The sequence below is a fragment of the Nocardia sp. NPDC049935 genome (assembly GCF_055586645.1).
Window position 1 is genome coordinate 521,014 of the sequence record NZ_JBVJHV010000004.1, and the last position, 20,947, is coordinate 541,960.

Here is a 20,947-nt window from a genome sequence, read left to right on the forward strand (position 1 = left end):
ACGACGATGACTGTGGATACCGGCCTGGATCCCGACGCGGTCCGCGGACTCATCCGCACCGCACTGGACGAGGATCTGCGCTACGGCCCCGATATCACCACGACGGCCACCGTCCCGGCCGAGGCCGTGGTCAAGGCGTCCGTGGTGGCGCGGCAGCCGGGGACGGTCGCCGGAATCGATATCGGCCTGCTCGTCCTGGACGAGGTGCTCGGCGAAGGCGGATACGAGATCACCGAACGGGTGGCCGACGGTTCCCGGATCGTGCCCGGCGAGGCGGTACTCGGGCTCCTCGCCCCGACCCGCGGCCTGCTGACCGCCGAACGCACCATGCTCAACCTGATGTGCCATCTGTCCGGTATCGCCACCGCCACCGCCGCCTGGGTGGACGCGGTCGCCGGCACCGGCTGCCGGATCCGGGACAGCCGCAAAACCCTGCCCGGCCTGCGCGCCCTGCAGAAATACGCGGTCCGCGCCGGCGGCGGGGTGAACCACCGGATGGGTCTGGGCGATGCCGCGCTCATCAAGGACAACCACGTGGTCGCCGCGGGGTCGGTGGTCGCCGCGCTGCGGGCGGTGCGCGCCGCCGCGCCCGAGATCGAATGCGAGGTCGAGGTCGACACGCTCGAACAGCTGGACGCGGTACTCGCCGAGAACGTACAACTGGTGCTGCTGGACAACTTCCCGCTCTGGCAGACGCAGGCCGCGGTACAGCGCCGCAACGCCGTCGCCCCCGCCACGAAACTGGAATCCTCCGGCGGCCTCACCCTCGACCAGGCCGCCGAGTACGCCCGCACCGGCGTCGACTACCTCGCGGTCGGCGCGCTCACCCATTCGGTCCGGGTGTTGGACCTGGGCCTGGATATGTAGCGCCGTTTGTGCCTGGGTGAGATCGGTTCGATCTGATCGCGTGGCCGAAGTGGTTCGGTGCTGCGATCATCACGGCCACCAGATCGTCGCCGCGATCACCAGCAGCGGTAGTCCGATTGCGATGGCGAAACCGACCGTCACCAGGCCGCTCATGGTGTCACCTGCGTCGATGACCAGCGGGCGAAGCTCAGTCGTGGTGCCACAGTTTCCACATCGGCCACGTCCATCACCGCATTGAGATCGAGTGGGCTCAGATGGTCGGGTGCGGGCAGAATCACCAGATCGGCCCGGGAGTTGCGTACCTGGTCGGACAATCGGAGCACCGATCGTTCGCAGGGCCACACGACGCGGTATCCGAGTCGGTCCGCCAGGCGGCGCACCTGGGCACGATCCCATTCGGGTGCGAGGCTGATGTCGTAGTCGATCCAGCCGAGCGCGATCGAGTGGTTCATGGCGCCACCTGGCCGGGCAGCTCGTTGTCACGGAATGGGATGTCGGCCCGGACGGAGGCTGTCGGGTGAATGCCGTGTAGTGCGCGTTGTCCAGCGGCGACCTGTTCAATGAGGGACTTCATCGAAACCCTTTGTGTTGGGTGGGATTACATGAGCCGGGAACCGATGTAATCTCCGGCGCAACAAGAGTCCCGCGACATACAGGGACGAAATAACCCAAAAACTGGGACACATAGGGACGCTTTCGGCTAGAACCCCGACATGGCGAACGAACGGCTGCGGGGTGCAATGGCCACCGCGAACCTGACGAAACATGCTCTGGCGGAGCGGCTCGACGTCAGCACGAAAACTGTCGAACGGTGGATCACTCAGGACCGATGTCCGCACCCCGGCCTGCGCCTGAAGGCGGCGCGAGTACTCGATCGGGACGAAACCTACCTGTGGCCCGAGTTGCTTGCCGGCAGCAGGTCCGCGGCCGCTTCACTCTCTGAGCTGGTGCAGATTTGGCCGACCCGGCCCGAAGTGCCCCATGAGGTATGGCGCTCGCTCATGAAGCAAGCCGGTGACCGCATCGATGTCTTGGTCTATGCGGGCGGCTTTCTGGTCGAGTCACTGGACTTCGTGAACGTCGTCCGCGCCAAGGCGGGTGCCGGTGTTCGGATTCGGATCCTCCTGGGCGAAAGCGACTCACCGCAGGTCATAGCGCGCGGGCGCGAAGAAGGCCTGCCCTCGCTGCCGCAGCGGTGTGAGTCGACGCTGGAGTATCTCCGGGAAACGATGGAGCTGCCGATGGTCGATATCCGGACGCATCGCACCATGCTGTACAACAGCATCTACCGCTTCGGTGACTCGCTGCTGGTAAACAATCACAGCTACGGTGCGTACGCGGCGAAATCCCCGGTTCAGCACCTCCAGAAGGTTCCCGGAGGACGGCTGTTCACCTACTACATGGATTCGTTCGAGGCCGTCTGGAAGACAGGCCGCACCGTAACCTGACCTCATGGGACAGCGAATCGACTACCACCAGGACCCCCACGCGCCGGCCGCGAACAGTGTCCGCCCGAGCGCAGCCGCATTCGTCCAGAAGGACGGGGAGATCCTGCTGATTCGCAGGTCGGACAACGGCAACTGGTCCATGCCGGGAGGCGCGCACGACCCAGGCGAATCCCTCAGTCGCACCGCTGTTCGCGAGACCCGAGAAGAGACGGGAGTGGATATTCATGTCACCGGCATTGTCGGCATCTTCACCGATCCGACCCACGTCATCCACTACACGAGCAACGACGAGGTCCGTCAGGAATTCACGGTTGTCTACAGGGGTGAGCCGATCGGTGGCAAACCCAGGACGAGCAGCGAGAGCACGCGCGTCGAATGGGTGCCGCTCGAGCAGATCCCCGGCTTGGTGATGGACCGCAGCCAGCGTAAACGCATCGACTGGGCGCTGAACGAGAACCAGCCCTACATCGATCCCGATGCGCGCTGAGCCGCTGCCCGCAGTCGCGGTTCGGCCCTCGTGATCGCGGTGTGAACGACACTGCCCGGGTCGTACCGCCGCAAGATTTCGGTCAGCCGCTCGTCCACCGTGAAGGATTCCCCGTTCGGACCGGTCGACAGGTCGGACCACCACAGGAAATCTTCGGCCTTTTCGAGGCCGGTCACACGCGAAAGCCGGAACTCATCGAATACCCCGGCGTCCAAGCCTCTCACGCCTGCCTCGACCTCCGCTGCCGTGTGAAACGCGACCAGATGGCACACGACCGACGAGTAGCCGCAGGATCGCAGCAACCGTGCACCGTCTACCGGGTGAAACCCGAGGTCGGGATGCCCGTAGCCGACGTCGTGCAAATAAGCGGCCATGACCGCGTCCTCACGAAGATCAGCCGGGAGCCGGTGCACTACGGATTCCATTCGACGCCCCACTGCGACCGAGTGAGCCCGACGCGATTCGGTCAGCGGAGCCAACAGGTCGGTCACAGCCCGGTACACGGCCGCCATGGTACGCCCGAGGTCCCTCCGCAAACTACGGTCCGTACCAGCGATGAGCCCACCCGGAATCGAGCTTCCCTTGGAGTTGCGATGATCGACCTGGAAAGTACAACCACGTGAGCAGCGGGTATGCCGAGCTGCCTCGAATCGCGGGACCTCTTGTCGGCCTCGTCCGGCGGATCATGCTCGAAATGCGGCCGCGCTTGATAGCTGCCGCGCTGTCCGGCCGCCGCGGTGAGAACGAGAATCTGCGCCACCGTGACAACTTCCTCTCCGATCACGACCTCTGGATGCACCGGCGGTACAGAGAGCTGCTCGCCGAATTCATTCCATCGTTCGTCTACGCGTCGGAGGAGGCCGATCCGGAGGTCATCGGAGCGGACGGCGACCCGGATCTCTGCGTCCTGGTGGATCCGCTCGATACCAGTGAACTGGCCGTTCGGGCGTTGCACGGCTATACCCATGTCCTGGTCTATTCGCGGGCACTCGGCCGGCCGATCGTGGCCGTGGTGGGAGATTTCTTCCATCATGTGCAGATCTTCGCGGCCGCCCGGGATGCCGAAGGCCGGGACCGTGCGTTCATCGTCACCGCGGACGGAGCGGAACACCCGCTGGCCAGGCCTTCGACCGCTTGCTTGGCCGACGCTCTGCTGACGAACTACCTCATGCGCCCCGAACAGCGATTCCGCCCCCTCGCGCGGCAGGACGATCTGATCGACGCGTTGAGCGTCGTGTCGAACGATGGGAAGGCACGCGGCCGGATCGGAGTCGATTTCGGGTCCATCGGCCTATGCCATGTGGCGGCGGGATTCTCCGACGCGATGGTCGAATTCGCCAAGGGGTTCGCGATATGGGATCTGTCCCCGGGGCATTACATCCTGCGGGCTGCCGGTGGCACGGTGACGGACCTCGACGGTTCACCGCTCTCGCTGGACTACGACCTGCACACCCTGGCCGATATCGACAGGGCGATGGGTAGACGCCAGAAGTTCATCGCCGCCGGGAACACTGCGCTGGCCGGAGAGATTCGGACAGCACTGCGACTCTGAAGCCCGACGCTCGGGTCGCGGGCACGATCATCCAGCATCGGATTCGGTGCTGGTGATCGCTTCTCGCACAGTGCTATCGATTTCATCCGCCGACACCGCATGCCCGAAGCGCTGGTGTGATCGTTCGGAGCCGCGTGCGCGATCGGTGTCGGCGGGCTGAGGTAGCCGATTCCCGGTGGAACGGAAGCCGATTCGATATTGCTCAGCCCACCGGACCGGGGTTAACCTCGTTCGAGTTAGTGGAGGCTAACCTCCAGCGACGATCGGGGCGAGCGGTGGATATCAACAGGCGTCAACTCTTCCATGCCGGGCTCGGAGTCGCCGGACTACTGGCGCTGGCCGCGTGCGGGGACGGGTCCTCCGGCGCGGGCGGCGACGCCGGGCCGCCGCGGCCCGGGGGTACGTTGCGGGTCGGTGCGCTGGGGAAAGCGTCGAAGATCGAGCGGGATCCGCATGCGACGTTGAGCAACGACAGCGATTTCCTCATCATTTCGCTGGTCTACGATCCGCTGACGGTGCCCGGGAACGATCCGAACGTCGCGCCCCGGCTGGCGTCACGCTGGGAATCCGACGCGCAACAGCGGAAGTGGACATTCACCCTCGCCGACGGCGCCCGGTTCCACGACGGACGGCCGGTGACCTCCGCCGATGTCGTCTGGTCGTTGCGCCGCCTGCGTGAGATCGCCGGGGAGACCAAGGTTCCCGTGGCCTCGGCCGCCGATATCACCGCCGCGGGGCCGAATTCGGTGGTGCTGACCTGCGCCGGGCCGAACAGCCAGTTGCCGCTGCTACTGCGGTTGATGACCTTCACGGTGCCCGAGGGCACCACCGATTTCGCCGCGGCCGTCGGCAGCGGCCCGTTCCGGCTGGAGAGCTACGACGGCGGCAACGCCCGGCTGGTGCGCAACGAGGACTGGCACGGCGGGCCGCCGCTTCTCGACGCGATCGAGGTGACGCTGTTCGACAGCCCGGAGTCGATGTCGAACGCCGTCCTGGCCGGGCAGATCGACCTGGCGTCCAATGTCGGCGCGATCGCCGGCCGCACCGCCGAGACCCGCGGCGATCTGAAAGTGGTCCGGCGCCCGGACGATATCGCCGTCGCCGTCGCGATGCGCACGTCCGACGGCCCGTTCGCCGACCCCCGGGTGCGCGAGGCGTTGCGGCTCGCGGTGGATCGCGAGGCGATGGTGGACCAGGTGCTGTCGGGGTACGGCTCGGTCGCCAATGATGTGCTCGGCACGGCCGACCCGTCCTTCGATACGGCGATCCCGCAGCGCACGCGCGATATCGATCGGGCGAAACAGCTGCTGGCGGAGGCGAAGTTCGATACGTCGAAGACCTACCGTCTGGTGACCAAACAGGAGGCCGCCGGCGAGGTCGAATCGGCCAAGGTGTTCGCGACCCAGGCCGAGGACATCGGCGTCCGGATCGAGGTGGCCGTCCAGGAGTCGAACGTCTTCTACGACGACACCTGGCTCCAGGCGCCCTTCTACACCGTGAACTGGGGAACCAACGATTCGGTCGTGTTCTTCGCCAGCAAGGTCATGTACTCGCGGACGAAATGGAACGAGACCGGCTTCCGGGACCAGGCCTTCGACCGGGCCTACACCACGGCGCTGGCGGCTCCGGCGGGTCCGGAGTTCGTCGCGGCCAGTCGCGACCTGCAGCGGATCCAGCACGAGCGCGGCGGTTACATCGTCTGGGGTATGGCCGACGGAATCGACGTCGCGGCCACCGCCGTCCGTGATCTTCCCGAACTCGGCGGCTACGGCCGCGTCCAGCTCGAACGAGTCTGGCTGTCGCAGTGAAAGCCGTCGCCGGCCTGGTGGTCCGGCGGCTCGGCCTGCTGCTCGCCCTGCTCGCGCTGGTGTTCGTGGTGGTGGATCTGCTGCCCGGTAACGCGGCGCGCGCCGTCCTGGGCCGCGACGCCACCGCCGATCGGATCGCCGCCAAGGAACACGAACTCGGATTGGACCGGCCGCTGGCCGTGCGGTTCGCCGATTGGCTCGGCGGGGCGCTCACCGGGGATTTCGGTACCACGGCCCGGGGGCAATCGGTGAACGCTCTGCTCGCCGGCAAATTTCCGCAGACGCTCCTGCTCGCATCGATCGCGATGGCTGTCACGGTGGTGATCGCGTTGCTGGCCGGGGTGTGGTGGGCGGCGCGCCCCGACGGGTTCGCCGCCCGGATCCTGCGGCCGGGTTCGGCCTTCGTGATCGCGGTTCCGGAGTTCGTCGTGGCGACGCTGCTGGTGCTGGTGTTCTCGCTGTGGCTGGACCTGCTGCCCGCGGTGACCTTCACCGGCCGGTCCGGATTCCCGGCCGGTCCGCAGATGCTGATCCTGCCGGTGGTCGCGCTGGCGATACCGCAGGCGGGCTGGAACCTGCGGGTGGTGCGCGGGGCGCTGGCCGACGCCGCCGCGGCTCCCCATGTGGACAACGCGGTCCTCAACGGGCTTCCGGAACGGACCGTGCTGATCCGGCATGTGCTGCCCTTCGCGCTGCCGACCATCGCGGCCTCGTTCGCCACCTCGGTGGGCACCCTGTTCGGTGGGGCGCTGGTGGTCGAGACCATCTTCAACTACCCGGGAATGGGCGCCATGATCGCCGGATCGGTCTCCGACCGCGATACCGCGCTGGTCGCGGCGGTGGTCACGGTGACCGGTACGACCATCCTGGGTGTCCTGCTGCTGGCCGACGGTATCCGGCTCTGGGCAAACAGGGGCCGGCGATGAGCACCCTGACCGTCCCCCGGCGGCTGTGGCCCGCCCTGATTCCCGCCGGAGTGATCGTCGCGGTCGCGGCGGTGGGGCCGGCGTTCGCCCCGCATCCGGTCGACCACGCGGTGGGTATCACCTTCGCCGAACCCGGCGGCGCGGCCTGGCTGGGCGGTGATCGGCTGGGCCGCGATGTGCTGAGCCAGCTGCTGCACGGCGGCTGGGGACTGCTGCTGATCAGCGCGGTGATCGCGGTGCTGGTCACCGGGTTCGCGGCGGTGCTCGGCGCGGTCGCCGCCCTGTACCCGGGAACCGGGGCCTGGATCGAACGGACCGCCGATCTCGGCATGATGCTCCCGCCCGTGCTCGCGATCCTGCTGTTCATGCTGTCCTGGCCGGAATCGGGGGCCGTCGGGCTGGTGGCAGTCGCGGTGCTCGCCGGTACGCCCTATACCGCCCGGGTATTCGCCGCGGCCGCCGCGGGGGTGGCGGCCGCGGGATTCATCGAAGCAGCCCGGGCCCGGGGGGAACATCCCGGCTATCTGGTGTTCCGCGAGTTGTTGCCGAATCTGCGCGAAACCCTGCTCACGCAGCTGGGCCTGCGGTTCGTCGAAGCCATGTACCTGGTCAGCACCGCCTCGTTCCTGCAACTGCCGACCACCCTCGGTGACGCCAACTGGGCGGTGATGGTGCGGGAGAACGCGCCGGGGATCCTGCTCAACCCGGCCGCGGTGCTGGCGCCGAGCCTGGCGATCGGGCTGCTGGCGGTCAGCGTGAACACCGCGGTCGCGGCTTTCGGGAAAGGACGGCGCGGCCTGTGACCGGCGGTGTGACGGTAGACGAATTGTGTATCCGGTCCGGCTCCGGTGCCGCGGTGCTGGCGCCGACCTCGCTCTCGGTCCCGCCCGGTTCGGTCACCGCGGTGACCGGTCCGTCCGGCGCCGGGAAGACCACCCTGATGCGCGCCCTGTTCGGCCGGCTGGCGCCGGGCCTGGTCCGGTCGGGGGGGTCGGTGCGGGTCGCCGGTCACGATGTCTTCGCCCTGGATCGGCCCGCACTGCAGACCTTCCGCCGCGAGCATCTCGCCTATGTGAGCCAGGACCCGGGCGCCGCGCTGAATCCGGCGTACCGCACCGGATCGCTGCTCACCGAGTCCGCCCCCCGGATCGGCGCGGCCGCCATGCGGGCGGCGCTGGCGCGGGTCGGGCTGCCGGAGCACTATCTGCGGCGGCGCCCCGGCGAACTCTCCGGCGGCGAACAGCGGCGCCTCGCGCTCGCGACGGCGCTGGTCCGGAACGCCGGTGTCCTCGTCGTCGACGAACCGCTCGCGGGGTTGCACGGCGAACTGCGCAGCGGGATCGCCGACCTGCTGCGGTCGATCGCGGTCGAGGACGGACGGGCCGTCGTCGTGTCCGGGCACGACACCGAGCTGATCCACCGGCTCGCCGACCGGGTCGTGGTGCTGGGCGAACCGCCGCGGCGCCGGGTGCCGGCCCCGGCTGCGGTGCCCGCGCCGGCTGCGGTGCCCGGTCCACCGGCGCTGCGTGCCGGGGCGATCTCCGCGACGGCGGGCGGCAAGGTACTGCTGCGGGCGATCGATATCGGCGTGGAGGCCGGGGAAGCGGTCGCGCTCGCCGGACCGTCGGGCGCCGGGAAGACCACCCTGGCGCGGGTGCTGACAGGTATTCATACGGCGGCCTCGGGAACGCTGGAGGTGAACGGCCGGGCCCTGCCGGTCGGGCGGGCGCGCCGGTCCCGGCGTGACCGGCGGCGCGTGCAACTGGTGCCGCAGGATCCGTTGTCCACGCTCAATCCCCGGCGGACGGTGCGGGAAGCGCTGTCACGTCCGCTGCGGCTCGGCGGTATGCGGGCGCGGGCGCAGATCACCGAACGCGCCGCGGCGCTGCTGGACGATGTCGGGCTGGACACCGGTCTGCTGTCCCGCTATCCCGGTGAACTGTCCGGTGGCCAGCGGCAGCGGGTGGCGATCGCCCGGGCCCTGGCCGCCGCGCCCGATGTGCTCATCTGCGACGAGATCACCTCCGCGCTCGACGACGCCACCGCCCATACGGTGATGGAACAGATCGAACGCGCCCGGCTCGCGCACGGGATCGGCGTCCTGGTCATCAGCCACGATATGGCGCTGGTCGCCCGGTACTGCCCCCGTATCGTCGTCCTCGCCGACGGTGTCGTCGCCGAACACGGCGCGACGGCGGCGGTCCTCGCCGACCCCGGCACCACGCACACCAGGGCACTGCTGGTCCGGTGAGGTCCGGGAGGGGTCCGGGGGAACATCCGCGTTACCGGCACGGTTGCTCGTGACGACCCCGGAGAAACGAGGAAGCCATGCCGAAACCGGCCGACCCCGCCTACCACTGGAACGGTGCGGACCTGGACCTGGACCGTTACCTGGACCGGATCGGCTACCGGGGGCCGCGCGTCCCCACCCTGGGCGTGCTCCGTGATCTGGTGGCCGCGCACACCACCGCCATCCCGTTCGAGAACCTCGAGGCCGTACTCGGCCGCCCGATACCGCTGGACCTGGAATCACTGCAGGACAAGCTGCTGCACCGGCGCCGGGGCGGGTACTGCTACGAGAACGTCACCGTTTTCGCCGCGGCCCTGGAACGGCTCGGGTTCGGGGTCACGGGGCTCAGCGGGCGGGTCACCATGGGATCGGGCGGGCTGCGCCCCGCCACACACGCGCTGCTGCGGATCACGACCACCGACGACGACCGGATCTGGCTGGCGGATGTCGGATTCGGGGCCGGGCCGAGCGAACCGTACGCCCTGGCCGACAGTCCCGACGAGTTCACCCTCGGCGGGTGGCGGTTCCGGCTGGCGCGGGGCACCGGCGAACTCGGCGAGGCGGAATGGGTACTGCACCAGTTCGCGGGTAACGGCTGGGTGGACCGGTACACCTTCACCCTCGAACCGCAGTACCGGGTGGACTACGAAGTCGGCAACCATTTCGTCTCGACCTCCCCGCGGTCGCCGTTCACGCAGCGCCCGTTCGTCCAGCGGTTCCTGCCCGGGGCGCACCACATCCTGGACGGCCGCACGCTGACCACCGAGTATCCCGACGGTTCGGCCGATTCCCGGGAGCTCGACCTCGCGGAACTGCCCAAAGTGCTCACCGAGGTGTTCGATATCGAACTCCCGGAGGACGATATCGCGGCCCTGCTGCGGGCCCCCTGGGCCGCGAACTGACCGGTGTGGCCGAGGGCCGCCCCGGCCGGCGTATACCGGAACCACCGACCGAGGGGTGGGATCAGCAGTCGCGCACCATGGTCCGCTGATGCACCCGGCCGCCCTGATACCGCAGGCCGGGTACAACAGGGGTCGGCCCGTACGGGGTGAACCCCATCCGCTCGAAAAATCGGACAGCGCGCCCGTTCTCGACCAGGGTCTGCAGATGGCAGCCCGCGGCTCCGGCCGCCTCGAGCCGGTCGAACCACCCGCGCATCAGCGCCTCGGCCGCGCCGGTGCCGCGCGCCTCCGGCGCGACATTGATGTGCAGGTGCGCGGGCCAGCGCGGATCGTGGATCTCCCCGGCGGCGGATTCGCGGCGCAGGGCGGCCGAGGCGGCGTCCAGCGCGCTGCGCGCGAAGAACAGGGCCGGTGCGCGCCGCAGGATCAGCCGGTACCGGCGAATGGCGTTCTCGATCCGTTTCTCCTCGCTCGGAAAGGATTCGGTGTCCACACAACCGGTGAGGTAGCCGACCAATTCGCCGTCGGTCTCGGCCAGCAGCAGGGACTCCGGCTCCAGCTCCATATACGGTTCGAGATAGATCATCGCCTCGGATTCCGGGTGACCCCACAGGGTTTCGGTCGGCGACCCCTGGCCCGCCCGGACGAAGAGTCGCCGCAGGGCGTCGCGGTCGGAATCGTCGAAAGCCCGAATCTGCATATCCGACAATCTACGTGGGTTCCGGCCGCCGTCAGGCCGTGAGTTCTCGCTCCAGGGGAGTACGGAACCGCGGAATCGGGCGCACGCCGCCGAACCAGCCGGCGGCGCGTTCGGTCTCGGCCGTGATCAGCGCCGTGGCCTCCGCGCCGACGTCCTCGAGCAGCCGGGTGACGATCTCGCCGTCGGCGCGCTGGGCCCATCCACCGACGATCCGGCCGTCGTACCAGATACTGGGCCCGATATTGCCGTTGCGGTCGAACAGCTGCGATTTGTGGGGGCCGAGATACCAGTCGCGGGACTGCCATCCCATCGGCGTGGGATCGAGCGCGGGTAGCAGGGCGGCCCAGGGTTGCGGTGGCGCCACCGGTTCCAGATCGTCGGCGAGCAGCAGGCCCGGGGTGCCGTCCAGATCGACCTCCACGGTGTCCAGGGTGGCCAGCGCCTCCCGGACCCGGGTTCGGGTCCAGCCGGTCCACCAGGCGATATCGCCGGGCGGGACCGGGCCGAAGGCGTGCAGGTAGTGCCGCACCAGTTCACGGCGGGCCTGCGCCGCGTCGAGATCGGCGATGCCCCCGGGTAGCCAGGATTCCACCGGCGCCCACGAGTACTGACTGCTGGACCAGCTCCCGTTGGGGCGGCCGCGCACGATCCGGCCCTCGGTGCCGAGCAATACCAGGACCCAGGTGGTGATACCGGTCGGCCGCGAATACGCCTTTCCCGGGCTGGGGTCGATCCGGGTGGTGCGCAGCGCGGGTACATCCTTGCCCAGCTGGGCGCCGGTGGCACTGCCCCGGGCCAGCAGCGCGCGGTGCGTCCGATCCGCGACCTCGGTGAGCCAGCTCGCGGCGTCGCCGTCCCCGATACCGGCGTCGCTCAGCAGTTTCGCGTAGGTGCGGTGTTGCCTGGTGGCGAGATCCCCCGCGCAGGAGGCGTGCAGTATCGGCACCAGGTCCACGGGGGCGACGAACATGGTGCGCCGCATCGCCAGCATGCGCAACAGGCTGCGGTCGTCGTACAGGGCCTGCTCGACCTGTGCCGGGCCCAGTCCCACACCCCGGGCCACCACCGACAGATGTACGGTCGCCGGATCGGTGGCGTGCAGGACCACCAGGGAACGCGCGATCTCGGCCACGTCGTCGCAGCGGTCGGCGCCGGCCAGCCGGTGCCGGACCCCGAGCCGGGCCCGGCGCTGGGCCACCGTGATGCTTTCCATGCCGCGGATGCTAGCCGCGGGCTCCGACAGGCGGCGTGTCGGACGCGAATTGCCGACCGGCCCACCGAGGTTCCCGCTCCGGCGGCCTCCGCCGTGGAATATTCGAAGGATGAGCAGACGTGCGGTGAGCTATCTGGCCGGGGCGCTTCTCCCGGTATTGGCGGCGACCCTGCTGGCCGCGGGCCCCGCGGCCGCGACCCAGGGATGCGCGGTGCAGACCCGCCCCGTCGCGGTCCCGGTCGACGGCGAACAGGCCACCGGCCTGCTCTTCCAGCCGCAGGGCTGCGCCACCGGCAACGCGCTGGTGGTGGCCGCGCACGGGCACAACGGCTCCGCCGCCCAGTACTCCGAGTACCTGACCTCGATCGCGGCGCGCACCGCCACCCCCATCCTGTCCATGGACCTGCGCGGCAGCCCGCAGTGGCGCACCGGGGAATGGAACCTGTGGGCGGGCTGGCGGGACCTGGTCGCCGCGACCCAGTGGATCAAGGGCTCCCGGCCCGGAATCGCGCGCACCATCCTGTGGGGCTGGAGCCAGGGCGCCATGACCACGGGGCTGGCCGCCGCGTACGGCCCGCCGGGATTGTTCGACTACTGGGTCGACACTTTCGGGCCGTCGAACCTGTTCACGCACTACCAGGGCCCGGCCGCCGACTATCCGGCGCTGCAGGCCCAGATCCGGCGCGACGCCGGCGGCTGCGACCCCCTCGCGTGCCCGCTCGCCTACGCCGACCGCTCGCCCGCCCTGCAGGCCGGGCGGATGAACCTGCGGCACGCCTTCCTGGTCCACGGCACCGCCGACGAGGTGGTGCCCTATACCGCCAGCGTGCAGATGCGGGCCGCGCTGATGCTCACCGGCAAACCGAGCACCCTCTACTCCGTGGTCAGCGGGCGCACGCTGAACGGGGTGATCGAACCGGGCCGCCACAACGTCGGCCCGGTCCTGTTCGAGGCGGGGTGCGTGGTGGAACGGCTGGCGCTGGGAACCGAACCGGTGGACGGCAACCGCGACTACGTCGTGGACGTCGCGCGCGGAATCGTCGCCGCGCCGCCCCCGCCGCCGAACGCCAAATGCGCCGCGTGAGCGGTACGTGACGGGCCCCGGGCCCGCCGGCTCAGAGTGACTTGATCCAGTTGGCGAGCAGCTGGGCGCCCGCGTCGCCCGATTTCTCGGGATGGAACTGGGTGGCCGACAGCGCGCCGTTCTCCACCGCGGCCAGGAACCGTCCACCGTGGTCGGCCCAGGTGAGCCGGGGTGCGGCCAGATGCTCGCTCGGCGGCAGTTCCCAGGAGCGGGCCGCGTAGGTGTGCACGAAATAGAAGCGGGTGCCCGGGTCCATACCCGCGAACAGCACGCTGTCCGGCGGGGCGTCCACGGTGTTCCAGCCCATATGCGGCAGGACCGGGGCCCGCAGTTTGTCGACCGTGCCGGGCCATTCCCCGCAGCCCTCGGTTTCCACCCCGAACTCCACGCCCCGGTCGAACAGGATCTGCATGCCCACGCAGATCCCCAGCACCGGCCGCCCGCCCGCCAGGCGCTGTCCGATGATGCGCTCCCCGCGCACCGCCCGCAGGCCCTCCATACAGGCGGCGAAGGCGCCGACCCCGGGCACCACCAGACCGTCGGCGGCGAGCGCGGCCTCCGGGTCGGCGGTCACCTCCACGGTCGCACCGGCCCGGACCAGGGCGCGTTCGGCGGAATGCAGATTGCCGGACCCGTAGTCCAGCAGAACCACGCTGGTCACAGTGCTCCTTCCCCGGCGGCCGGATGCTGTCCGCGGAGGCCGGAGCCGAGCCGGAGGTATCGCATCACAGTGCGCCCTTCGTCGAGGGCACACCCTGTACCCGGGGATCCGGTTCGACCGCGGCGCGCAGCGCGCGGGCCACCGCCTTGTACTCGGCTTCGGTCACATGGTGCTGGTCGCGGCCGTAGAGCACCCGCACATGCAGCGCGATCCGGGCGTTGAGGGCGATGGACTCGAAGACGTGCCGGTTCAGCACCGTCGAATACGGCGCGCCGGGAGCGTTGCGGCCGCGAACCGGGGAGCCCGGGATCACGGCGTGCAGCAGATGGTCCGGTTCTCCGGTGTGCACGCAGTACGGGCGGCCCGAAACGTCCACCGCCGCGTGCGCCAGTGTTTCGTCCATCGGGATGTAGGCGTCACCGAAGCGGCGGATACCTTTCTTGTCGCCGAGGGCCTGCCCCAGCGCCTGCCCGAACACGATGGCGGTGTCCTCGACGGTGTGATGTGCCTCGATCTCGATATCCCCGTCGGCGCGGACGGTCAGGTCGAAACTGGCGTGGGCGCCGAGCGCGGTGAGCATATGGTCGTAGAAGGGGACGCCGGTGGCGATATCGGTCTGCCCGGTGCCGTCCAGGTTCAGCTCCACCACGATGCTGGATTCCTTGGTGGTGCGCTCCACTCGCGCGGTTCGGTTCATACTCACTTCCGTCTCGGCGCTCACCGGAGCGCGATCAGTTCGGTGGCCGCCAGTTTCGCGCTCACCCGCAGGAATTCGTCGTTCTCGGCGGCCAGCCCGATGGTGGCGCGCAGATGTCCGGGGATACCGACATCGCGGATGAGCACACCCTCGTCGAGGTAGTGCTGCCAGGCCCGCGGCGCGTCGGCGAACCTGCCGAACAGCAGGAAATTCGCGTCGCTGGGCACCACCTCGAAACCGAGTCCGGTGAGCGCCGCGGCCACCCGATCGCGCTGCGCCGCCAATTCCGCGACACTGCCGAGGGTTTCGTCCGCGTGCCGCAGCGCCGCCCGCGCCGCGGCCTGGGTGACCACCGACAGGTGGTAGGGCAAACGCACCAGCAGCAGCGCGTCGATCACCGCGGGCGCGGCCACGAGATAGCCGAGCCGGCCGCCCGCGAACGCGAACGCCTTGCTCATGGTCCGGCTGACCACCAGTTTGGCGGGATAGCGGTCGATGAGACCGATCGCGCTGGGCCGGGCGGAGAACTCGCCGTATGCCTCGTCCACGATGACGATTCCGGGGGCGGCGTCGAGGATCCGGGCCAGTTCGGCGTCCGGGATGCTGTGCCCGGTGGGGTTGTTCGGGCTGGTCACGAACACCACATCGGGGTGGCGTTCGGCGATCGCCGCGAGGGCGGCGTCGATATCGATGGTGAAATCTCCGGCGCGTTTCGCCTCGACCCATTCGGTATCGATGCCCTCGGAGATGATCGGGTGCATCGAATAGGACGGGACGAATCCGAGTGCCCGCCGCCCGGGCCCGCCGAACGCCTGCAGCAGCTGCTGCAGGATCTCGTTGGATCCGTTGGCCGCCCACACATTCGCGGTATCGACCGGGACGCCGGTCTGCCGGGTGAGGTAGGCCGCGAGGTCACCGCGCAGGCCGACCGCGTCGCGGTCCGGGTAGCGGTGCAGGTCCGCGGCCGCCGCGCGCACCGCGCCGGCCACATCCTCCACCAGCGCCCGCGTCGGCGGATGCGGATTCTCGTTGGTGTTGAGCTGGACCGGGACCTTCAGCTGCGGCGCCCCGTAGGGGGATTTACCGCGCAGGTTCTCCCGCAACGGCAGCGCGTCCAGCCCGATACCGGAACCCGGGACGGCCGCGGCGGCGCCGGTGGCCGCCTCGGTGCCGCGCCCGCTCACGACAGCGTCTCGAAACGCGCGCGCACCGCCTGCCCGTGGGCGGGCAGATCCTCGGCCTCGGCCAGGGCCACCACATGGCCGGCGACATCCTTCAGCGCGGCCTCGGTGTAGTCGACGATATGGATACCGCGCAGGAAGGTCTGCACGCTGAGCCCCGAGGAATGCCGGGCGCAGCCCGCGGTCGGCAGCACATGGTTCGATCCGGCGCAGTAGTCGCCGAGACTCACCGGGGCGTAGGGGCCGACGAAGATCGCGCCCGCGCTGCGCACCCGCGCCGCCACGGCCGCGGCGTCGGCGGTCTGGATCTCCAGGTGTTCGGCGGCGTAGGCGTTCACCACCCGCAGCCCCTGGTCGATATCGTCCACCAGCACGGTTCCGGACTGCGCGCCGGTGAGCGCCGCGGTGACACGCGCGGCATGCTTCACCACGCTCAGCTGAGTGGTGAGGGCGGTGTCCACCGCGTCGGCCAGCGCGGGCGAATCGGTGACCAGCACGCTGGCGGCCAGCACATCGTGTTCGGCCTGGCTGATCAGGTCGGCGGCCACGTGGACCGGATCGGCGCCGGAATCGGCCAGGATGGCGATCTCGGTGGGACCCGCCTCGGCGTCGATACCGACCAGCCCGCGGCACAGCCGTTTGGCGGCGGTCACATAGATATTGCCTGGACCGGTGATCAGGTCGACCGGGGCGAGCGCGGCGCCGTCGGTATCGGTACCGCCGTAGGACAGCAGTGCCACCGCCTGGGCGCCGCCGACCGCCCAGACCTCCTCGACACCCAGCAGTTTCGCGGCGGCCAGGATGGTGGGATGCGGGAGCCCGCCGAACCGCGCCTGGGGCGGTGAGGTCACGACCAGCGATTCGACTCCGGCGGCCTGCGCCGGAACCACGTTCATCACGACACTGGACGGGTAGACGGCGTTACCGCCGGGCACGTAGAGACCGACCCGTTCCACCGGGACCCAGCGCTCGGTCACGGTTCCGCCGGGCACCACCTCGGTGGTGGTATCGGTGCGCCGCTGGTCGGCGTGCACCTTGCGGGTGCGATCGATCGCCACCTCCAGCGCGGCGCGCACCGCGGGGTCCAGCGCCGCGAGCGCCGCGTCCAGCTCCGCCGCGGGCACCCGTACCGTCGCCGGGGTGACCTGATCGAATTTCGCGCCGAATTCCAGCGCCGCGGCCGCGCCGCGATCCCGGACCGCTTCCACCACCGGCCGCACCTGATGCAGTACCGAATCCACATCGACCCCACCGCGCGGCAGCGCGGTGCGCAATTGCGCGGTGGTCGGAGTGCGACCGCGTAGATCGACGCGGGCGAGCTCGATACGGGATGTCATGGTGGTGTCGATCCTTGTCCGGAGGCCTGGGTTGATACGCACTGGGTGCGCTACCAGCCTAGTAGGTGCCGTCGAGCCGATTTCGCCCCAGCCCGCGCACGGCCGGGGCGAATGCGGTGGTACGCGGCGCGCGTCCGGCCGGAGTACTCGCGTGCCCCGCCGCCGCGACCGGTCCCCGGATCAGGGGATGCGGGTGTAGACGATATCGAGTTCGTGCTCCCAGTTGCGCGGATCCAATTCCGATTCGGAGCGCTCCCAGGTGGCCCGCAAGGTGTTCCCGGTCTCGTCCAGGCTGCCGGTGAAACGCTGGGAGTTACCGGGGGCGTCGCGCCACACCCGCCACAGCGGACCGTCGAACGAGCCCTGGTAGACGCGGTGCTCGCCACGCTGGTCGTACTGCAGGATCACCAGCTGGTCCTGGTAGAGGTCGTCGGCGCCGACGATCCAGGTCCGGCCGAGACCGGGCTCCGGCGCCGTGTAGCGGACCGTCAGGAACCGGGCATCGGGCAGCCATTCGATCGTGGTGTGGCCGGTCATGCCGGGGTAGAGATCGGAGGTCGTCGTCCAGTCGCCGACCATCCTGGCCAACGCCTCGAGTGCCGTTTCGGTCATCTGCGCGTCTCCCATCGGTACGGCGTACTCGGAGTCCGGCAACTACGGGGGTGGATCCACGGGGCATCTCACGTACAGCGGCGGCGCAGCTCCGGGACACCGTCGCCCTCGAGTTCGCCGAGCACCACCGGACGGCCCACCATGGCCAACGCTAGCGCCTCACCGCGGCCACGTACCTCAGGTCCGGTGCCGGTGACCCAGTCGAGATCTGTCGCGACGAACCGTAACCCCCGGGTCAGCCGCCACGGCCGGGCGAACGGATCGGGCCGGTCGAGCACGGCCCGCAGCCGGTCGGCGGGAATCTCGCGATCCCGGCCCAGGGGCCGCCGGATGTCCTGCTGGTGGACGAACAGGTCGGCCAGCCCGAGCCGCGGCCACAGCCGTGAGACGGTACGTGGTGCGCCCGCGAATTCCGCCAGGAGATCCGCGGGCGTCCGATGCGTGCCTTCGGCGGCCATCGCGTTGTTCACGCCGTCGATCGAGAGCCGGTGCGCTACCGCGATCCGGGTGTATTCGCCCAGCGAGATGGCGTCGTAGCGCAGATGCCCGACGATCTCGCGGACCCGCCACCCCTCGCACAGTGTCGGTGCGTCCCAGTCCGCCTCGGACAGGTCCCGCAGCAGGGCGGTCATTTCCGCGCGCTCGTCGGCGAGCATCCCCCGGATATCCATGCCACGCAGCCTAACCCGGCGTCCGGTCCCGCCGGTGGGATCACCGGCACCGGCTGTCCGAGTCACAGTGGGCCGCGGGAGGGGCTCAGGAAATCCGGGTGTAGACGAGATCGAATTCGTGTTCCCAGTCGCGTGGATCGGTCGGGGAATCGGAGCGTTCCCAGGTCGCCCGGAAAGTATTTCCCGATTCGTCCATGGTCGCGGTCAGGCGTTGTGACGCGCCGGTGGCATTGCGCCAGACCCGCCACAGGGGGCCGTCGAAGAACCCGTGGTAGACACGGCGGCTCCCGTCCCGGCCGTGCTGCAGGATCGCCAGCGAGTGCGAATCCCCGTCGTCGGCGCCGATCACCCAGGTCCGGTCCGCGTCGGCCTCCGGAAGTGTCGTGGTGAGCACCAGAAACGATTCACCGTTGAGCCAGCGCACCGAGGAGCGGCCGGTACGGTCCGGAATCTGCGGGCTGGTGACCTCCCAATCGCCGACCATCTTCGTGAGCTCACCCAGTGGCGAATCGGTCATCGGTGTCTCCCATCGCTCGGTGCGTCAGGAACCTCGGCGACGTGGGCCGTCGGCCGCTTCCGCCACCGCGGGTGTCGCCGGTGACCACGGTACGGCCTGTTCCGGCCGTGCCGGGCGCGCCGCCGCGACCGGTGGTCGCTGCGGCCGCAGACTTGATCCGATCGCAATCCCGGCGTGACGAAGTTCGCCCGGAAGCCGGGCTCAGCGCGTATCGCTGTCGATGAGCAGCGCGCCGCCGGAGTTCACGACCCGCAGCGTGGGATTGCGGGTCTGCCCGCCGTAGCTGAGGTTGTTGACCCGCATATCCACCGAGCCGTCCGGATTGTTGCCCTTGAAGGCCTCGATCCGGTTGAAACTCTGCACCGTGCGCGTCGACCAGTAGGTCTGGAACTCCTGCTGACTGCCGTACACCTGCTGCGCGGCGGGGGTCAGCAGCGCCCACGATCCGGTGGGGTCGAGATAGAACTGCTCGATCATCTGACCGGCCGGCACCCACTCCACCTGACCGTTGCTGGGAGTGGACCCCAGCGCGGCACTGCTGGTGGCGGTGCTCCCCGGCGATTGCGGCGCGGTGGAGGTGGCGGAGGTCTGCGCCTGCGCGGAACCGCCGTCGCCGGAATCGGAGGAGTTGAAGAACAGCACCCCGCCGACCACCGCGGCTCCGGCGATACCGCCGATGATGACCGCGCGTTTGACGCCGCCACCGGAACCGCCCTTGCCCTGTACCGGCTGCGTGGTGGTCGGGGGATGGCCGGCCGCGTGCCGCGGCGGGCGGGTGTCGTGCGGATCGCGTCCCGCCGTGCGCGGTTCGGGCCGGCGCCGGGCGGGACCGGCCTCGGCCGCGCCCCGGGGCCGGACGGGCGCGGGCGATTCCATGGTGCTGACCGCGCCGCCGCCGTGTCCGTTGTGGTTGCCGTTGCGGTCGAACGCCTCCCGCGCCGGCACGAATCCGGCGTGCTCGGCGGCGGAATCGTCGTAGGCGAACCGGGCCAGCTGTTCGCGCGCCTCACGCATGGTGGGCCGCAGCCGGGGGTCGGCCTCGAGCAGGTCGAGCAGGAAGTCGGTGGCCGGGCCGGCGTTCTGCGGGTCGCTGACCTGACCGTTCGCCGCGGCGTACAGCACCTTCAGAGGGTTGCCGGATCCGAACGGAGGCTCACCCTCCAGGGCGTGGAACAGCGTCGCGCCGAGCGCGAACACATCGGCGGCGGGCGTCGGGTCCGCGCCGCGGGCCACCTCCGGGGCCAGATAGGCGGCGGTACCGCAGATCAGGCCGGTTTCGGTGAGGGTCACATCACCGGTGGCCCGCGAGATCCCGAAGTCGGTGATCTTGACCGTGCCGTGATCGTCGAGCAGCACATTGCCCGGTTTCACATCGCGGTGCACGATCCCGGCCTGGTGGGCGGCGATCAGCGCCGAGGCCACCTGTTCGCCGATCCGGGCCACCTGGGGTAGCGGCAGCGGGCCCTGCGCCGAGAGCACCATCGCCAGGCTCCGCGACTTCATGTACTCCATCACCAGGCACGGATCGCCACCGTGCTCGGTGATATCGAAGACCACGATGGCATTCGGATGCTGGAACCGGGCCGCGTTGCGGGCCTCCCGGGTCGCGCGCTGGCGGAGCACATCGCGCTCCGCGGGCGGCAGACTGGGCTTGATGTGGATCTGCTTGATCGCCACCGACCGTTGCAGACGCTCGTCGACGGCACGCCAGACCACGCCTGTGCCGCCGCTACCAATCTGCTCGACCAGGCGGTAGTGATCCGCGATCAACTGACCGGTATCGATGGCGCCTACTCCGAACCTTCTCGAAATCGTGACATACCGCGTACTTGACCACTCACGCGTTCGGGACGAGTGTAGCGGGCACCTCGACCGCCCCAGTGGGTGATGTCACTTTAGCGGGCCGCCGCGGTGGCGCCGACGGCGGCGGGGCGGGGCGGAAACCACGCCGGGCCGGATGGGCGAACGCCCGGCTACCCGGCTCGCCGGGCGCG

General features: G+C 69.6%; 22 protein-coding genes. 10 read left to right on the plus strand and 12 right to left on the minus strand.

The annotated features are described in order from the left end of the window. Positions 1 to 6: 6 nt before the first annotated feature. Positions 7 to 867, plus strand: coding sequence for a carboxylating nicotinate-nucleotide diphosphorylase (gene nadC, locus ACZ6SF_RS19215; RefSeq protein WP_466063491.1), 861 nt, complete (start codon positions 7 to 9; stop codon positions 865 to 867). A gap of 149 nt (positions 868 to 1,016) precedes the next feature. Here the strand turns inward: nadC and ACZ6SF_RS19220 are convergent, their stop codons facing one another. Beyond that, on the minus strand, positions 1,017 to 1,319 hold the full coding sequence (locus tag ACZ6SF_RS19220) for a hypothetical protein (RefSeq protein WP_466063492.1): 303 nt from the start codon (positions 1,317 to 1,319) through the stop codon (positions 1,017 to 1,019). 261 nt (positions 1,320 to 1,580) lie between these two features. Here ACZ6SF_RS19220 and ACZ6SF_RS19225 point away from each other — a divergent pair, with 261 nt between their 5' ends. Both ACZ6SF_RS19225 and ACZ6SF_RS19230 read left to right on the plus strand, forming a co-directional pair. Further along, complete coding sequence (locus ACZ6SF_RS19225; protein ID WP_466063493.1) at positions 1,581 to 2,315, plus strand: helix-turn-helix domain-containing protein; 735 nt, start codon at positions 1,581 to 1,583, stop codon at positions 2,313 to 2,315. A 4-nt stretch (positions 2,316 to 2,319) separates the two neighbouring features. Further along, entirely contained in the window at positions 2,320 to 2,802 is a 483-nt protein-coding gene (locus tag ACZ6SF_RS19230) for an NUDIX hydrolase (protein ID WP_466063494.1), read from the plus strand. On the opposite strand, the gene ACZ6SF_RS19235 is transcribed toward ACZ6SF_RS19230, so the two are convergent. Then, positions 2,778 to 3,314: an HD domain-containing protein gene (locus tag ACZ6SF_RS19235; RefSeq protein ID WP_466063495.1), complete on the minus strand. Its 537-nt coding sequence runs from the start codon at positions 3,312 to 3,314 to the stop codon at positions 2,778 to 2,780. The two genes, ACZ6SF_RS19230 and ACZ6SF_RS19235, sit on opposite strands and share 25 nt — an antisense overlap. A 182-nt stretch (positions 3,315 to 3,496) precedes the next feature. Between ACZ6SF_RS19235 and ACZ6SF_RS19240 the strand changes: the two genes are divergently transcribed. The 6 genes from ACZ6SF_RS19240 (at position 3,497) to ACZ6SF_RS19265 (ending at position 10,280) form a co-directional block, all read left to right on the plus strand. After that, positions 3,497 to 4,354 (plus strand): inositol monophosphatase family protein, encoded by an 858-nt coding sequence (locus tag ACZ6SF_RS19240; protein WP_466063496.1) that lies wholly within the window; start codon positions 3,497 to 3,499, stop codon positions 4,352 to 4,354. Between the two features lie 275 nt (positions 4,355 to 4,629). After that, positions 4,630 to 6,162 (plus strand): ABC transporter substrate-binding protein, encoded by a 1,533-nt coding sequence (locus tag ACZ6SF_RS19245; protein ID WP_466063497.1) that lies wholly within the window; start codon positions 4,630 to 4,632, stop codon positions 6,160 to 6,162. Beyond that, the gene (locus tag ACZ6SF_RS19250; protein ID WP_466063498.1) at positions 6,159 to 7,088 is read left to right on the plus strand and encodes an ABC transporter permease; all 930 of its coding nucleotides are present in this window, start codon (positions 6,159 to 6,161) and stop codon (positions 7,086 to 7,088) included. The genes ACZ6SF_RS19245 and ACZ6SF_RS19250 overlap by 4 nt, the downstream gene beginning before the upstream one ends. Further along, positions 7,085 to 7,891 (plus strand): ABC transporter permease subunit, encoded by an 807-nt coding sequence (locus ACZ6SF_RS19255; RefSeq protein WP_466063499.1) that lies wholly within the window; start codon positions 7,085 to 7,087, stop codon positions 7,889 to 7,891. Before ACZ6SF_RS19250 ends, ACZ6SF_RS19255 begins: the two co-directional genes overlap by 4 nt. Then, on the plus strand, positions 7,888 to 9,339 hold the full coding sequence (locus ACZ6SF_RS19260; RefSeq protein ID WP_466063500.1) for an ABC transporter ATP-binding protein: 1,452 nt from the start codon (positions 7,888 to 7,890) through the stop codon (positions 9,337 to 9,339). Before ACZ6SF_RS19255 ends, ACZ6SF_RS19260 begins: the two co-directional genes overlap by 4 nt. A gap of 77 nt (positions 9,340 to 9,416) precedes the next feature. Then, positions 9,417 to 10,280, plus strand: a complete 864-nt coding sequence (locus ACZ6SF_RS19265; RefSeq protein WP_466063501.1) for an arylamine N-acetyltransferase family protein — start codon at positions 9,417 to 9,419, stop codon at positions 10,278 to 10,280. Between the two features lie 61 nt (positions 10,281 to 10,341). Here the strand turns inward: ACZ6SF_RS19265 and ACZ6SF_RS19270 are convergent, their stop codons facing one another. After that, on the minus strand, positions 10,342 to 10,980 hold the full coding sequence (locus ACZ6SF_RS19270) for a GNAT family N-acetyltransferase (RefSeq protein WP_466063502.1): 639 nt from the start codon (positions 10,978 to 10,980) through the stop codon (positions 10,342 to 10,344). Positions 10,981 to 11,011: 31 nt separating this feature from the next. Then, positions 11,012 to 12,193 (minus strand): winged helix DNA-binding domain-containing protein, encoded by a 1,182-nt coding sequence (locus ACZ6SF_RS19275; protein WP_466063503.1) that lies wholly within the window; start codon positions 12,191 to 12,193, stop codon positions 11,012 to 11,014. 109 nt (positions 12,194 to 12,302) lie between these two features. Here ACZ6SF_RS19275 and ACZ6SF_RS19280 point away from each other — a divergent pair, with 109 nt between their 5' ends. Then, positions 12,303 to 13,277: an alpha/beta hydrolase family protein gene (locus ACZ6SF_RS19280; RefSeq protein WP_466063504.1), complete on the plus strand. Its 975-nt coding sequence runs from the start codon at positions 12,303 to 12,305 to the stop codon at positions 13,275 to 13,277. 31 nt (positions 13,278 to 13,308) lie between these two features. Here ACZ6SF_RS19280 and hisH read toward each other — a convergent pair whose 3' ends face one another. The 8 genes from hisH to ACZ6SF_RS19320 form a co-directional block, all read right to left on the minus strand. Next, a complete protein-coding gene (gene hisH, locus ACZ6SF_RS19285; RefSeq protein WP_466063632.1) occupies positions 13,309 to 13,929 on the minus strand; it encodes an imidazole glycerol phosphate synthase subunit HisH in 621 nt (206 codons plus the stop codon). A gap of 73 nt (positions 13,930 to 14,002) precedes the next feature. Continuing rightward, positions 14,003 to 14,635, minus strand: coding sequence for an imidazoleglycerol-phosphate dehydratase HisB (hisB, locus tag ACZ6SF_RS19290; protein WP_466063505.1), 633 nt, complete (start codon positions 14,633 to 14,635; stop codon positions 14,003 to 14,005). Between the two features lie 20 nt (positions 14,636 to 14,655). Next, positions 14,656 to 15,819 carry a histidinol-phosphate transaminase gene (locus ACZ6SF_RS19295; RefSeq protein WP_466063506.1) on the minus strand — a complete coding sequence of 388 codons (1,164 nt, stop codon included), beginning with the start codon at positions 15,817 to 15,819 and terminating at the stop codon, positions 14,656 to 14,658. After that, positions 15,816 to 17,153 carry a histidinol dehydrogenase gene (gene hisD, locus ACZ6SF_RS19300; RefSeq protein ID WP_466063507.1) on the minus strand — a complete coding sequence of 446 codons (1,338 nt, stop codon included), beginning with the start codon at positions 17,151 to 17,153 and terminating at the stop codon, positions 15,816 to 15,818. Before hisD ends, ACZ6SF_RS19295 begins: the two co-directional genes overlap by 4 nt. 180 nt (positions 17,154 to 17,333) lie before the next feature. Then, positions 17,334 to 17,765 carry a hypothetical protein gene (locus tag ACZ6SF_RS19305; RefSeq protein ID WP_466063508.1) on the minus strand — a complete coding sequence of 144 codons (432 nt, stop codon included), beginning with the start codon at positions 17,763 to 17,765 and terminating at the stop codon, positions 17,334 to 17,336. Positions 17,766 to 17,833: 68 nt separating this feature from the next. After that, the gene (locus ACZ6SF_RS19310; protein ID WP_466063509.1) at positions 17,834 to 18,436 is read right to left on the minus strand and encodes a maleylpyruvate isomerase family mycothiol-dependent enzyme; all 603 of its coding nucleotides are present in this window, start codon (positions 18,434 to 18,436) and stop codon (positions 17,834 to 17,836) included. Between the two features lie 85 nt (positions 18,437 to 18,521). After that, positions 18,522 to 18,953 carry a hypothetical protein gene (locus tag ACZ6SF_RS19315; protein WP_466063510.1) on the minus strand — a complete coding sequence of 144 codons (432 nt, stop codon included), beginning with the start codon at positions 18,951 to 18,953 and terminating at the stop codon, positions 18,522 to 18,524. Positions 18,954 to 19,154: 201 nt separating this feature from the next. Next, the gene (locus tag ACZ6SF_RS19320; protein ID WP_466063511.1) at positions 19,155 to 20,723 is read right to left on the minus strand and encodes a serine/threonine-protein kinase; all 1,569 of its coding nucleotides are present in this window, start codon (positions 20,721 to 20,723) and stop codon (positions 19,155 to 19,157) included. Between the last annotated feature and the right edge of the window lie 224 nt (positions 20,724 to 20,947).

What these genes read in the sequence shown, in the direction of transcription:
- hisD (WP_466063507.1), bottom strand. Translation starts at nt 17,153, where the DNA reads ATGACATCCCGTATCGAGCTCGCCCGCGTCGATCTACGCGGTCGCACT.
- ACZ6SF_RS19270 (WP_466063502.1), bottom strand. Translation starts at nt 10,980, where the DNA reads ATGCAGATTCGGGCTTTCGACGATTCCGACCGCGACGCCCTGCGGCGA.
- ACZ6SF_RS19280 (WP_466063504.1), top strand. Translation starts at nt 12,303, where the DNA reads ATGAGCAGACGTGCGGTGAGCTATCTGGCCGGGGCGCTTCTCCCGGTA.
- ACZ6SF_RS19305 (WP_466063508.1), bottom strand. Translation starts at nt 17,765, where the DNA reads ATGACCGAAACGGCACTCGAGGCGTTGGCCAGGATGGTCGGCGACTGG.
- ACZ6SF_RS19235 (WP_466063495.1), bottom strand. Translation starts at nt 3,314, where the DNA reads ATGGCGGCCGTGTACCGGGCTGTGACCGACCTGTTGGCTCCGCTGACC.
- ACZ6SF_RS19220 (WP_466063492.1), bottom strand. Translation starts at nt 1,319, where the DNA reads ATGAACCACTCGATCGCGCTCGGCTGGATCGACTACGACATCAGCCTC.
- nadC (WP_466063491.1), top strand. Translation starts at nt 7, where the DNA reads ATGACTGTGGATACCGGCCTGGATCCCGACGCGGTCCGCGGACTCATC.
- ACZ6SF_RS19315 (WP_466063510.1), bottom strand. Translation starts at nt 18,953, where the DNA reads ATGACCGATTCGCCACTGGGTGAGCTCACGAAGATGGTCGGCGATTGG.
- ACZ6SF_RS19240 (WP_466063496.1), top strand. Translation starts at nt 3,497, where the DNA reads ATGCGGCCGCGCTTGATAGCTGCCGCGCTGTCCGGCCGCCGCGGTGAG.
- ACZ6SF_RS19265 (WP_466063501.1), top strand. Translation starts at nt 9,417, where the DNA reads ATGCCGAAACCGGCCGACCCCGCCTACCACTGGAACGGTGCGGACCTG.
- ACZ6SF_RS19225 (WP_466063493.1), top strand. Translation starts at nt 1,581, where the DNA reads ATGGCGAACGAACGGCTGCGGGGTGCAATGGCCACCGCGAACCTGACG.
- ACZ6SF_RS19275 (WP_466063503.1), bottom strand. Translation starts at nt 12,193, where the DNA reads ATGGAAAGCATCACGGTGGCCCAGCGCCGGGCCCGGCTCGGGGTCCGG.
- ACZ6SF_RS19310 (WP_466063509.1), bottom strand. Translation starts at nt 18,436, where the DNA reads ATGGATATCCGGGGGATGCTCGCCGACGAGCGCGCGGAAATGACCGCC.
- ACZ6SF_RS19230 (WP_466063494.1), top strand. Translation starts at nt 2,320, where the DNA reads ATGGGACAGCGAATCGACTACCACCAGGACCCCCACGCGCCGGCCGCG.
- hisB (WP_466063505.1), bottom strand. Translation starts at nt 14,635, where the DNA reads ATGAACCGAACCGCGCGAGTGGAGCGCACCACCAAGGAATCCAGCATC.
- ACZ6SF_RS19255 (WP_466063499.1), top strand. Translation starts at nt 7,085, where the DNA reads ATGAGCACCCTGACCGTCCCCCGGCGGCTGTGGCCCGCCCTGATTCCC.